This window comes from Caulobacter sp. AP07 (genome assembly GCF_000281955.1).
Taxonomy (GTDB): Bacteria; Pseudomonadota; Alphaproteobacteria; order Caulobacterales; family Caulobacteraceae; genus Caulobacter.
This window is the reverse complement of record NZ_AKKF01000068.1, coordinates 1-12,658: the sequence shown is the minus strand read 5'-3', so window position 1 is coordinate 12,658 and position 12,658 is coordinate 1. Positions and strand designations below refer to the sequence as shown.

9 protein-coding genes are annotated in these 12,658 nt (G+C 70.4%); 1 reads left to right on the top strand and 8 read right to left on the bottom strand.

From position 1 onward, the window contains the following. Positions 1-7: 7 nt before the first annotated feature. Together PMI01_RS04965 and PMI01_RS04960 are read right to left on the bottom strand one after the other, a co-directional pair. On the bottom strand, positions 8-613 hold the full coding sequence (locus tag PMI01_RS04965; protein ID WP_007664003.1) for a class GN sortase: 606 nt from the start codon (positions 611-613) through the stop codon (positions 8-10). Then, the gene (locus PMI01_RS04960; RefSeq protein WP_007664001.1) at positions 610-2,766 is read right to left on the bottom strand and encodes a marine proteobacterial sortase target protein; all 2,157 of its coding nucleotides are present in this window, start codon (positions 2,764-2,766) and stop codon (positions 610-612) included. The genes PMI01_RS04965 and PMI01_RS04960 overlap by 4 nt, the downstream gene beginning before the upstream one ends. A 180-nt stretch (positions 2,767-2,946) precedes the next feature. Here PMI01_RS04960 and PMI01_RS04955 point away from each other — a divergent pair, with 180 nt between their 5' ends. Next, positions 2,947-3,705 (top strand): helix-turn-helix domain-containing protein, encoded by a 759-nt coding sequence (locus PMI01_RS04955; RefSeq protein WP_007663999.1) that lies wholly within the window; start codon positions 2,947-2,949, stop codon positions 3,703-3,705. Positions 3,706-3,723: 18 nt separating this feature from the next. Here PMI01_RS04955 and PMI01_RS04950 read toward each other — a convergent pair whose 3' ends face one another. The 6 genes from PMI01_RS04950 to PMI01_RS04925 all read right to left on the bottom strand — a co-directional run. Beyond that, complete coding sequence (locus tag PMI01_RS04950) at positions 3,724-4,701, bottom strand: S1C family serine protease (protein ID WP_007663997.1); 978 nt, start codon at positions 4,699-4,701, stop codon at positions 3,724-3,726. Positions 4,702-4,788: 87 nt separating this feature from the next. Next, positions 4,789-5,313, bottom strand: a complete 525-nt coding sequence (locus PMI01_RS04945) for a hypothetical protein (RefSeq protein ID WP_007663995.1) — start codon at positions 5,311-5,313, stop codon at positions 4,789-4,791. 130 nt (positions 5,314-5,443) lie between these two features. Beyond that, positions 5,444-6,544, bottom strand: a complete 1,101-nt coding sequence (locus PMI01_RS04940) for a Gfo/Idh/MocA family protein (RefSeq protein ID WP_007663993.1) — start codon at positions 6,542-6,544, stop codon at positions 5,444-5,446. Positions 6,545-6,730: 186 nt separating this feature from the next. Beyond that, on the bottom strand, positions 6,731-8,293 hold the full coding sequence (locus PMI01_RS04935; protein ID WP_007663991.1) for a flavin monoamine oxidase family protein: 1,563 nt from the start codon (positions 8,291-8,293) through the stop codon (positions 6,731-6,733). A gap of 35 nt (positions 8,294-8,328) precedes the next feature. After that, positions 8,329-11,499 carry an amidohydrolase family protein gene (locus PMI01_RS04930; protein WP_007663989.1) on the bottom strand — a complete coding sequence of 1,057 codons (3,171 nt, stop codon included), beginning with the start codon at positions 11,497-11,499 and terminating at the stop codon, positions 8,329-8,331. 59 nt (positions 11,500-11,558) lie between these two features. Further along, positions 11,559-12,658, bottom strand: a 1,100-nt coding sequence (locus tag PMI01_RS04925) for a TonB-dependent receptor domain-containing protein (protein WP_007663987.1), incomplete at its 5' end; no start/stop codon positions are given.

Here is a 12,658-nt window from a genome sequence, read left to right as displayed (position 1 = left end):
TCCTGAATCAGGCCTTCAACGGCTTGGCCCAGACGAGGTAGCGCAAGGGACCGTGGGTCTTGGCGTCCAGCGGCCAGCAGGTCGCCAGGGCCAGGTTCCGGCCCGGGGCGTGGGGGTCAATGCCCGAGGCGTCCCAGCGCACCACCCACGCGCCGACCACCTCGAAGCGGGCTTCGTGGCCGTCGATGCGGGTGATCTCGATGGCGTCGCCGGTCTTCACCTGGCCCAACAGGGCGAAATGGGTGTCGCGATGGGCGGCGTAGACGGCCGTACCGGGATCGCCGGCGGCGGGGGTTCCATCGACATGACCGGGACCGAAGGCCAGGGCCTGGCCGCTGGCGCCGGCCAGGACGATCACGCTCTTGCCCTGGCGGGGGAAGGCGATCCTGGCCACCGGCCAGGTGTCGGCCCAGGGCCAGGGCTTGACCGGCTGGCCGGTCCGCACCGACTGGGCGAAGGCCCGCTCCAGCAACACCTGGGCGACCCCGGCCTTGGCGTGGATCCACAGGCCCTGGCCGCAGAGCGCCAGCCCGGCGGCCATGACCAGCCCGGCCGGGAGGAGGAACGGGAGCCGCCGCATGGCGGCCCCCGCGATCTTGCCGATCAGGCTCACGCCGCCTTCCTCCGGTTGGCCAGGAACCAGCCGCCGGCCCCCAGGGCCAGGCCCAGCCCCATCAGACCCAGGCCCAGCACGATCAGCAGCGACGCGTCGGTGGCGGTCTGCGGCAGGTCGAGCTCGGCGACCTGTTGGCCCGCTTCCGCGTCGGCCTTGTCCGCCCCATGCCTGGCCCCGCCGAACAGCAGGTCGAAGTCCCAGCCGGCCGGCAGGTTCAGCGGCAGGTCGGCGCGGACCAGGGGCGCGTCGGCCGGCCGCGACGGGGTCTTGTCGACCGCCACCAGGCTGGTCTGGCTGGTCACCAGCTGGTGGTCCAGGCCCAGGGCCAGCACCCGGGCGTCGGCGTCCTCCTCGCTGATCTGGGCCAGGCTGCGGGCGACCTCGGCGTCGGTGACCTTGCGACGGGCCCACAGCTTGGAGATCCCCTTGCCCGGCTCGGCGTCCTTCAGCGACACGCGGGTCTCCCAGGGCTTGCCGTCGATCATGCCGCTGATCTTCAGCACGCCCTTCATGGTCGAGAGCCTGGCGGCGACGGTCACCGGCTCGCCGCGATAGAGGTCGGGCAGGACGGCCGGCGCCATGTCGGCCGTGGCCCCTTCGAAGCTGGCGACCAGATTGGTGGCCACCGGGCTTTCCAGCTTGTCGAACAGCTGGCGCATGGCCTCCTCGACGCCGTCGGTCGAGCCGATGTGGGTGAAGGTCCCCCGGCCCAGTTCGGCGGCGCGGCTCATCAGGAAGGTGTTGGGGGCCGAGCCGATGCCGACCATGAACACCCGCGAGCGGCCGCGGCCGGCGCTGATCGCGTCGAACAGGCCCTGCTCGTCGCCGATCGCGCCGTCGGTCAGGAACACCACCTGGCGCACCCGGCCGGTGTCGGCGGCGCGGGCGTCCTTGAGGGCGGCGGTCATGGCCGGGATCATCTCGGTGCCGCCGCTGGCGTCGAGGCCGGCGACGAATTTCTGAGCCTTGGCCACGTGGGCGGCGTCGGCCTCGACCGTGTCGGGGAACAGCACCGTCAGGGTGTCGTCGAAGCGCACGACGTTGAAGCGGTCGCCGGCCTTCAGGTGGGCCAGGCCGTAGGCGAGGCTGGCCTTGGCCTGGCGCATCGACTCCCCGCCCATCGAGCCGGAATTGTCGATCACGAAGACGATGTCGCGGGGCGCCGGCGGGCCGGTGCGGCTCGAGATCGGCGGCGTCACCTGGGCCAGGACATAGTCGCCGCCGGCCACCTTCTCGTGGAACAGGCCGACGCTGGGGGCCTTCAGCGGCGCGGGCCGCCAGGTCAGGACGAAGTCGCGGTCGGCCGGCGTCTTGCCCTGGGCCAGGGTGACGACCTTGCCGCCGCGTTCGCCGCGCACGTCGACGGCGTGGGTGGCGCTGGTCACGCTGGCCAGGGGGAAGCCGGCGCGCAGGTGGACGGTGATGGTCACCGGATTGACGGTGGCGTGGACGCGCGGATCGACGATCGCGGCGTTGGCGTCGGGGGTTGGCGCGGCGCCGGGCGAGGTGTAGCGCGGCGCCACGACCAGGGGCACGCGCAGGGAATATTCGCCGGCCGAGACCGCGACCGGGGCCTGGTATTCGATCTGCACCAGCACCGTCTCGCCGGGGCCGACATTGGCGACCGCGTTGGTGAACATGTTGGGGCGGTTCTGCTCGACCAGGCTGGCCTTCTTCCCTTGCGCCTTGGCGGCGTCGTAGATCGCCTGGGCCTCGGCCTTCTTCTTGATCTCGCCGATGATCACCCTGTTGCCGACCACCATCTTCAGGGTGTCGACCCCGCCGTCGTCGGGCAGGGGATAGACGTAGACGGCCTCCACCCAGTGGTTGGTGGTGTTGCGGAAGGCCTGGGTGACGCGGGTGCGCACGGTCAGGCCGCTGACGGTCATGTCGATGTCGGTTCCCAACCGCACCGCCTCGACGACCTGGTCGTCGCCCCCCTTCTTGGAGTCATGGGCCCGCATCATCAGGGCGCCGGAGGTCACGTCGCCGGGCTCGGCGGCGAAGCTGGTGCGGCAGAACACCAGGGCGGCCAGCACGGCCAGCACCAGCAGCAATCCGGCCGCGCTGCGGTGCAGGGCGAGGGCGGCCAGGGTGGCGACGCGGGGCCGGGACAGGCCGCGCGGCGCGCCGACGTCAGGAACGGACATGGAAGATCTCCTCATCTCGAAAGCGAGAGATCTCTCTTGTCTTCACACCGGGCGCCGGCCGCGAGCCTCACGATTTGCATTCTTCGTGCGGAGTCCGTGCAGGACGTCCGGCGAAGACCTTGCAGGCGCCCGGGCCGTGCCGCAGTGTGCGGAAATGTGCGGATTCGTATGGACTCCCGAATGACCCCGACGCCGGAAGCCGATCTCTCGACCGAGCAGAGCCAGGCCATCGCCGCCCGGGTGCGCGAGGAGCTGGCCCGGCGCCGGATCTCGCGCCAGCACCTGGCCGACCAGGCCCGGATCAGCATCTCCACCCTGGAGAAGGCCCTGGCCGGACGCCGGCCCTTCACCCTGGCCACCACCATCCGGCTGGAGGAAGCGCTGGGCGCGCCGCTGCGGGCCCCGATCCGCGCCACCCCGGTCGCGCTGGCCGGCCTGGCGCCCGAGGCGCTGGGCGCCTATTCGCGCGCGGCGGTGGCCTGGCTGGAGGGTGAGTACCTGACCCTGCGCCCGTCGTTCGAGGACCCCGCCGCCGTCTACGCCTATCGCACCGAGATCGCCTGGGACGACGCCTCGTCCAGCCTGGCCTTTCGCGAGGCGGCGCGGCAGGACGCCGAGTTCACCCAGAAGGGGATGGTGTCGCTGTCCAACCAGTCGGGCCACACCTATCTGATCACCAACGAACAGGGGCAGTTCCGGCTGATCATCCTGGGCCGGCCGGTGATCGGCGGCGAGATGTACGGCATGCTGACCACCTTGCAGGCCGGCCACGGCAGCCACCTGACCCCGGCCGCCGCTCCGGTGGCCTTGATCCCGCTGCGCCGCGTGACCGACGCCGCGTTCGGGCGGATCGCCGCCGGCGGCGCGCATTATGACGACTACCGCGCGACCCTGGCCCGGGTCACCGACAAGGGCTTCGCGCGGTTCTTCGCGGGGTAGGCGGGGTAGGGGGCGTCGTCAGTTGAACCTGGGCTTCTTCAGGAGCGTGTTCCTGTCCACGGACCGGATCTCGAGGCCGAAGACGTCCTGCTCGCGCTGGATGAGCAGCGGGATGGCCACGCCGGCGGGTCCTTGCTCCCACATCCGGGTGTAGAAGCCCGCCAGGTCGGAGACGGCCGCGCCCGCCACGGCGAGGATCATGTCGCCGGCCCGAAGTTCGGCGCGGGCCGCCGGTGAGCCGGGCGTGACGCCGACCACGACGACATGCGCTTCCAGTTCCTGCGTGAACACGCCGAGCCAGGGACGCGGCGGGTGCGGCGCCTTTCCGCGCGCCAGGTCGTCCAGGATCGGCGGCAGGAGTTCGACGGGCACGAACATGTTGATGGGTTTCCGGACCCCGCCCTGGGCCTGGCGTTCCAGGCTCAGGGAGCCCAGTCCCACCAGCTCTCCCGTTGGGCTGATCAGGGCCGCGCCGCTCCAGTGCGGGTGGGCCGGTTCGGTGATCAGCGCGTCGTCCAGCAGATATTCCCAGTAGCCCGCGAACGGCATGCGGGCGAGCAACTGGCCCGCCGCCGCGTGCGAACGCCCGCCGGCCCCGGCGATGATGACCGGGCTGCCGGCCGTCAGGGCGCGCGACGTGCCCAGGGGCAGGACGGGGAGGTCGAGCGGCTCCAGCGCCTGGACCAGCCCCAGGCCGGTCTGCGCGTCCGTGCCGAGCACATGGGCGGGGACGCGGCGGCCGTCGTTGAGCGTCAGGGTGACGTCCCCGGCTTCGGTGACCAGATAGGCCATGGTCAGCACCAGGCCATTGGGGCCGATGACGACGCCGTTGCCCAGGCGCTCGGTGCCGAGGATCGAGGCCGTGAACGCGTCGGCGGGAACACGCGCCTCCAGGGCGACGACCGAGGAGAGCGCGCGGTTCAGGTCGAACGCATAGGCGTCGGCGGACGGGCGCAGCCGGGCTTCGACCTCATGACCCTGGAACGGTGAATTCAAGCCAATCTCCTGTAGGAGACTTAAATCTGGGGCTTGCCGTGGTCTGGACAAGAGGCGTGGGGCGACTCCGGCCTCGCATCGCGCGGGTTACTGGCTCCTGGCCTTGTCGTAGGCCTCTAGCGCCTGCCGGTCCTCCTTCGACACGAACTCGCACGCCAGGAGCGTCTTGCCGGGCAGGGACGGGCTCTCCCGGGCGATGATCGACACCGTTCCCGCGTCGGGCAGCGGCTGTTGGCCGGGCGGCAGCGCCCGTGCGTAGCCCTTGCTGGAGGCGCCCAGCAGGCTGGAACGCTCGCGCTCGAGGTGGTAGCGCGCGGCCAGCGCGTCGGCTTGCAGGCCCTGGACCAGGACGCCGACCGACGTGCCGGCGAAGACCACGTCCTGGCTCTTGAAGCCGTCCTGCCCGAGGTCCTCGGGCAGCGTGTAGACATAGGCGGTCAGCAGCGACGTGTCGGGCTTGGCCAGCTTTTCGGCCGCCTCGTACAGGGTGGTGGCGGAGGCGGTCGTATAGGGCGGCTTGCAGAGCGCGGCGTCGTAGAAGGGCTCCGCCGAAGCGTTCGCGCCCTGGAGGGCTCCCGACGCGATCATCACGGTGAAGAGGCTTCGCAGCATCGGGGGTCCTCGCGGCTGGATACGATTCCTCGTCCACGATAACGAGCGTCGCGCGATGTCGACATAGTGCAAAACGTGACCTCCGAGGCCATCGCCAGGGACGCGCCGCGCGACGGGAGCTCGCGCGCTGTCACAGCTTGATGGTCCGCCCCTCGCGCGCGGACCGGTAGATCGCCTCGACGATCCTCATGTCGCGCAGACCTTCCTCGCCCGAGACGATCGGTTCGGCGCCGCTGCGCACGCTCAGCGCCATGTGGTCGAGCTGGCCGGCGAATTGGGTTCGACCCGGCCCGGGCGGCGGGGTGGGCGCCTCCTGTTCGCGGCCGTCCTTGCCGGTCCACATCCGGTTGCCGCCATAGCGGGTCGCCGGCTCCAGCTCGATCCGCCCCTGGTCGCCCATCAGCAGGATGTGGTTCTGGTTGGCGCTGTACATCGACAGGCAGCTGGCGATGGCCCCGGACGGGAATTCCAGCGTCCACTCGATCATGTCCTCGACCTCGTGGAAGCGCGGGTCCGTGCGGTCGGTGGAGTCCCGCGCGGTGACCGCGATCGGCTCCTCGCCCGTCATGTAGCGCGCCGCCTGGAGGCTATAGACGCCCATGTCCATCAGCGAACCGCCGCCCGACAGCGCCTTCTTCAGGCGCCATTTGGACGGATCGCGCTGCACGAACCCGTGCTCGGAGCGGACATAGCGCACCTTGCCGGCGGCCCCGGCCCGGGCCAGGCGCATGGCTTCCAGGTTGTACGGCTCGAAATGGCAGCGATAGCCGATCATCAGCTTGCGCCCGGCCGTCTTGCACGCGGCGATCATCGCCTCGCATTCGGCCACGGAGACGGCCATCGGCTTTTCGCACATCACGTGCTTGCCGGCCTTGGCGGCGCGGATGGTGTACTCGGCGTGCATGGAATTGGGCAGGATGACATAGACGACGTCGACGTCGGGATTGTCGCGGATCTGGTCGAAGGTCTCGTAGGAATAGATCGAGCGCTCGGGCACGCCGTAGCGCGCGGCGGTGGCCAGCGCCTTGGCGCGGTCGCCGCTGACCAGCGCCGTCACCTGGCTGTGCTCGCAGTTGGCGAACTGCGGCAGGATGGTGTTGAGGCCGTAGGAGCCCAGGCCGACGATGGCGTAGCCGATCTTGCGGTCGTCCGCCGCCCGGGCGATCCCGCCGGCCTGGGCGGCGAGGAGCGTGGCGGCGGCCAGGAGGAGGTCGCGGCGTCCGAGTTCCATGGTCGTGGCTCCAGCGGGGGATGAAGGCCTTGGCGTCGCGTCGCCGCGGGCCGCCCGCGCGGAGGATCGAGCGACTTTGCGCCCAAGTCCATTACGACCATGGTCTCGGGCGCGGGGGGCTACTCACCCGGCGCCGCGCGGTCGTCGCGACGGGCCGTGGCGACCCCGCCGCCGACCCACATCCGTCTACGCCGCCGAGACCCGCGCCTGGATCAGCTTGATGGCCTCGTGCGACGACAGGGCCGCGCCCTCCTGCCAGGCGTTGATGTAGCTCATGTGCTCGCCGGCGAAATAGAAGGGGCCGTCGGGCTTGCAGAGCTCGGCGTAGTCGGTGGCGCGCTGCTCGTCCTTCCAGCCCACCGCCACGCCCTCGTTGTAGGGGGTCTGCATCCACGAGACGGTGAAGGGCTTGGCCAGTTCCTGGCCCTTTCCGGGATGGAACTTCTCGATCACCTTGCGCGACAGGGCGAAGCGCTCGTCGAACGACATCCCGGCGTACCTGGGCGGACTGTCGGGACCAGAGAAGCCGATCGAATAGGCGCCGACCAGGATGCCGGTCTTCTCGCCGATGCCGCCGCTGGGGTACCAGACCAGCTCGTTGGCCTCGTCGGTCCAGCCCAGGCCGCCGTACTGGAAGTCGTCCTGTTCCCAGAACCGCCGGGTCTCCCAGGCCACCTTGGTGCCGTGGTGGTATTCGGCCGCCGCGATCGCCTGTTTCACGCGCGGCGAAAAGTCGGACGGGATCTTCGACAGGACGGGCAGGGGGATGGTGCAGATGCAGAAGTCGGCGTCCAGGGCGTGCTCGCCCGAGGCGTCGGCATAGACGATCCTCACGCCCTTCTTCGTCTTGCGCAGTTGCTTGACCACGGCCTCGAACTTCACCGCCGGCTTGACCTGCTCGTAGAGCGCGTAGGAAATCCGGTCCATGCCGCCGACCGGCTGCAGCATGGTGGCCTGCATGTCGATGATCTCCTCGAAGATCAGGCTGGCGCCCCAGAACCGCGATTTCATCATGTCGACCATGCGCAGCGGGTCGCCGCCCTTGGGCGGGTGGTCGTAGCCGCCCGGCGAGGCGGTGAAGCCGGCGCGGGTCGAGCCGGCATAGACGTTGTCCTTGGAAAGGTCGCCATAGGCCGACAGGTAGCCCAGCAGCTTCTGCTTATCGACGCCGGTCAGTTCCTGGTCCAGCGCCCCCTTGTCGACGGCCTTGGCCAGCAGTTCGGTGAAGGCCCCGCGGGTGTCGTTGACCGCGCGGCCCTCGGTGACCACCTGGCCGGCGAAGTCCAGCTTGGCCGAACGGTTGGCGTTGACCATCACCTCCAGCGGCACGCCCAGCTCCTGGCAGTAGCCGAGGATGGCGTGGTGCCATTGCGGGATGCGGGCGGGGCCGGCGTTGAAATAGGCGTGCTTGCCCTCGGCCCAGTCGACGACCTGGTCGGGGCGACCGGTCTGGATGATCTTCGAACCCGAACGCACCGACCAGGCCCGGCCGCCCGGCCGGTCGCGGGCTTCCAGCACCGTGACGGCGTAGCCCGCCTTGCGCAGCTCGTAGGCGGCCACCAGGCCGGCGATCCCCGCGCCGAGGATGGCCACCGACCGGCCCGCGCCGCTGCCCGCCGGCAGCTTCGGCGCGCCGGCATAGGCCCGCGGCGCGGCCAGCAGGCCCAGCCCCATCATGGTCGTATAGAGCGCGCCGTAGCCGCCGGCCGAACCGACCGCCGTCAGGAAATTGCGTCGCGAAATGCCCATCGTCGTCCCCAAGCGATCTCAAATGGAAAGGAAAGCTAGATCTGAACGCCCATGCCCGGCGCGAAGCCACAGGCCCCGTCGCAGCAGGAGGCGCGAGCGTGCGCCAGGAAGGCCGGGTCGTGCCACCAGTATTCGGACGGCGCCTCGCAAACGAACCGGCGGCGGTCGTCCAGGGCCGCGTGAACGGCCTGGCCCGCGAACGGCGCGATCAGTTCGGCGACGGTGTGGACCTGGCCATGCTTGATCACCTTGGCGACCTTGGCGGCGTCCTCGATGCGGGACAGGGGATCGCCGTCGACCACCACCAGGTCGGCATAGGCCCCCGGCGCGATCACCCCGACCGGTTCGTCCAGATACTCGCCCGAGGCGCTGGTGGCGGTGACCAGCGCCTCGTACGGCGTCATGCCGTAGCGGACCATGGCCCGCAGGTTCATGTGCAGGCTGACGGCGTTGAAGTCGATCGGCGAGTCGGTGCCGGTGACAATGCGGCCGCCGGCCCGCACGGTGCGCGCCACCTCGGCGACGTTGCGCTGCAGCGAGGCCAGGATCGTGGTGCGGTCCATGCCCGCCATCTGCTTGGCCCGCTCCTGCAGCCGCGCGTATTCCCACGGCGGATACAGCGCCCGGATGCGCGGGTCGTCGACCAGCGAGCGGTCGTCGGCCAGCAGGGCGGTCGAGGTGAACAGGGTCGGGGTGCGGGCCGCGCGGCTGGCCAGGAAGGCGGCGGTGACGTCCTGGTAGGTCACGCCCAGGGCGCTGACCGTCCGCGAATAGCCGGTGCGGCTGGTGGCCCCCAGGTGCTCCATGCCGTCCATGCCCAGGCCCAGGGCCGGATAGTGGTAGTGCGAGGTCAGGGGCAGGCCCTTGGCATGGGCCCAGGCGACCACCTCCTTCTGGCGCTCGCCCGACAGCCGGACATAGGTCTTGATCAGGTCGTAGGACAGCGCCTCGGCCCGCTTCATCTCCAGCGCCATCTGGCCCGGCTCGGTGACCGGTCGCATGAAGTTGTAGAAGATCCGCGAACCGTCGATGGCCTCGCCGGTCGCGTAATAGCGTGGACCGAGGCGCGCGCCGGACTCGATGGCCTCCTGGTCCTCGACCGTGTGATAGGCCGGGCCGCCGGGCGAGCGGGTGGTGGTCACCCCCAGCGACAGCCACAGCCGACCCTCGCGGTCGCCATAGCCGTAGCCCTGCATCTGGCGGTGGGTGTGCATGTCGATCAGGCCGGGCATGACCGAGGCGGCGGTGGCGTCGACGATCTGGGCGTCGGGCGCCGTGAAGCTTCCGCGCTGGCCGACGCCGACGATGCGGCCACCGTCGATCAGCACGTCGGCGTCCGGGCGCGTCTCGGGCGACTTGCCGTCCCACAGCCGGCCGGCCTGGACCAGCAGCTTGCCCTTGGGGCGGACATTGGCCCAGGTCAGGCCATGCGGCACGGTCCGGGGCGCGCCGCCCTCGGCCGGGATCAGCTTCAGCTCCCCGGCCGACAGGTAGAGCAGCGTCTTGCCGTCTCCGCTCCAGCTGACGGCGTCGGTCACCTCGTCATTGATCGCGCGCGGCGGAGCCGTCAGCTTGCCGGTCGCGTCCACCGGGGCGACGTGCAGGCGGCTGGCGAACACGAAGGCCAGGCGGGTTCCGTCCGGCGACCAGGCCGGGCCGTCGTCGCCGCGCGTGCCCAGCGAACGGTCCGGCAGGATCGGCGCATAGGTCCCCTTGCCGGTCTCGACGTCGACGGTGAGGATCTCGCTCAGCCCCTCGCGGAACCGGGCCGAATAGGGCTTGAAGGCGGCGTAGGCGATGGTCTTGTCGCCCGGACCCCAGCTGGGCTTGCCCGGTTCCCAGATGTCGGCGTAGAGGCGCCGGGTCTCGCCCGTCGCCGCGTCGGCGACGAACAACCCGCCGTTCTGGCCGAGGAAGGCGATCGACTTGCCGTCGCGCGACCAGGCGCCGGACACCGCCGCGCCGTCGAACCGGGTCAGCTGCCGGGCCTGGCCGGTGGCCATGTCGCGCAGCCAGATGTCCAGGCTGCCGCCCTTGTCGGTCGAATAGGCCAGGATCTTGCCGTCGGGCGACCAGGCCGGATCGACCTTGGAGAACCGATCCTGGGTCAGGGCCTGGGCCTTGCCGCCGACCGGCAACAGGTAGAGGTCGTTGAGGGCCCGGAACACGATCTGCCGGCCGTCCGGTGACAAGGCGGGGCTGCCGATCCCGACCACCGGGCGGGTTCGGGTCGACAGGAAGTCGCGGCTCTTCTTCTCGTAGCGCGGCCGGATCACCGGCACGGTGACGGTGAAGGCGATCGTCTGGGCCGCGCCTGACGTCGCGGAGCGCCGCTTGATCTTGCCGTCGGCGGTGTAGACGAACTCGCCCGACGGCAGCCACGACACCCGGAACGGAAACACGTCCTCGCCCCGCACCAGTGCGCCGGCCGCGTTGCGCAGCTCGGCCTTGCCGTCCTCGATCGCCGTGTAGACCACGTCGCCGCCGTCCGGGGTGAAGGCGGGGCTGGCCACCGAGGCGGCGTTGAAGCGGTCGGTCGAGGCCTTGACCTTGCCGACCGTGCGGCGCGCGCCGGCGGCGTCCTGGACGTCGATCCGCGTCTTGTCGACAGTGAAGGCGATGCTCTGGCCGTCGGGCGACCAGGACGGCTCGAACTCGTCGCCCGGCCCGCTGCTGAACGGCGTGATCGCCCCGCTGGCCAGGTCGAGGACGTGGACGCCGTAGCGGCCGCCGCGATCGGACGAGAAGGCGATCCTGCGGCCGTCCGGGGAATAGCGCGGCTCGCGGCAATCGAAGGCGCCGCGGGTCAGCTGCCTGAGGCCGGCGCCGTCGGCCCCGATCGTCCAGATGTGGAAATTGCCGTCGCGATAGGACTGGAAGATCAGGCTCTTGCCGTCCGGCGACCAGTCGGGCTGGGCGATCTCGAAGATGTCGTCGGTCAGCCGCCGGGCCGGGCCGCCGGCCACGGGCATCAGCCAGAGCATGGCGTAGACGTCGAAGGCAAGCGTCGCGCCGTCCGGCGAGACCCTGGCGCAGATGTTGGTGCCTTCGACGGCCGTGGCGAACCGCGTGTCGTCGGTCGGCGCCTTCCCGGCGGCCTCGGCCGGGGGCGGCGCCAGGGCGGCGACGCCGGTGGCGGCGATCGCCCCGCCGCCCAGCGAGAACAGCCGACGACGGCTGACGCCGTTCGAGGAATCCTTGGTCATCACGTCAACCCACGAGAAAAGGCCGGCCCGGTTTGCAGCCCGGGCCGGCGAACAAGAGCCTAGAAGCGCGCGGCGACCCGGGCGTAGTAGAAGCCGCCGCTGATCCCGTAGGGGGAGTACTGGTTGTAATAGGCGAAGGCGGGCGTGCCGCGGTTGGCGGCCCGGACGCTGTCGGGATAGGCGTCCAGCAGGTTGTTGGCCCCGACGCTGAGCGTGATGTTGTCGGTGGCCGCGTAGCTGAGGTCGAGGTCGACGATCAGCTTGGGGCTGACGGTCTCGTCATTGGCGGCCAGGGCGGTGCGCTGGATGACCTCGCCGTAGCGGGTCAGGCGCAGGTTGGTGTCGAACTTGCCCAGGGTCCAGTCGGCGCCGAGGATGTACTTGTCCTTGGGCGTGCCGACCGTCAGGTCGCCGATCTTCACGCGGTCGATATAGACGATCCCGGCGGCCGCCAGGGCCGGCGGCGGCGAGACGATGCGGTCGAACTTGCTCTTGTTGTGGTTGGCCGAGAAGGTCCAGCGCACCGAGCCGAAGTCGCCGAAATCGGTCCGGTAGTCGGCGACGAAGTCGACTCCGCGCGTCGAGGTGTCGGCGAAATTGCCGTAGTAGAACGCCGCCTGCTGGGGATTGAGGTTCTGGCTGGCCAGGGCCGCGCTGACCGCCGCGTTCGGGCCCAGCGTGCCGCTCTGCAGGATGCGGTTGTCGATCTTGATCTCATAGACGTCGAGCGTGACGTTCAGCCGGGGCAGGGGGCGGGCGACCAGGCCGACCGAATAGTTGGTCGACTTCTCGGCCTCCAGCGGCTTGGCGCCCAGGGCGATGGCGGCCGGGTTGTCCGGCGGCAGCAGTTGCACCGGATAGAGCTGGGTGGTGGTGGCCGGCGGCACGATGACGCCGATGGTGCTGGACGAGGCGTAGTGCTGCTGTTGCAGCGACGGCGCCCGGAACCCGGTGCTGGCCGTGCCGCGCACCGCCAGCCAGGGCGTGACCGCGTAGCGGCTGGAGAGCTTGAAGGTCTTGGCGTTGCCGAAGTCCGAATAGTGTTCGAACCGCCCGGCCAGGGCGACCTCCCACTTCTCCGTCAGGCTCTGCTCGACGTTGAGATAGGCGCTGGTGTTGTTGCGCGTGAAGGTCCCGGCCGAGAACGGCGGGAAGCCGG

Coding starts and splice junctions, on each gene's coding strand:
- PMI01_RS04960 (WP_007664001.1), bottom strand. CDS start 2,766: ATGTCCGTTCCTGACGTCGGCGCGCCGCGCGGCCTGTCCCGGCCCCGC.
- PMI01_RS04955 (WP_007663999.1), top strand. CDS start 2,947: ATGACCCCGACGCCGGAAGCCGATCTCTCGACCGAGCAGAGCCAGGCC.
- PMI01_RS04945 (WP_007663995.1), bottom strand. CDS start 5,313: ATGCTGCGAAGCCTCTTCACCGTGATGATCGCGTCGGGAGCCCTCCAG.
- PMI01_RS04940 (WP_007663993.1), bottom strand. CDS start 6,544: ATGGAACTCGGACGCCGCGACCTCCTCCTGGCCGCCGCCACGCTCCTC.
- PMI01_RS04935 (WP_007663991.1), bottom strand. CDS start 8,293: ATGGGCATTTCGCGACGCAATTTCCTGACGGCGGTCGGTTCGGCCGGC.
- PMI01_RS04930 (WP_007663989.1), bottom strand. CDS start 11,499: ATGACCAAGGATTCCTCGAACGGCGTCAGCCGTCGTCGGCTGTTCTCG.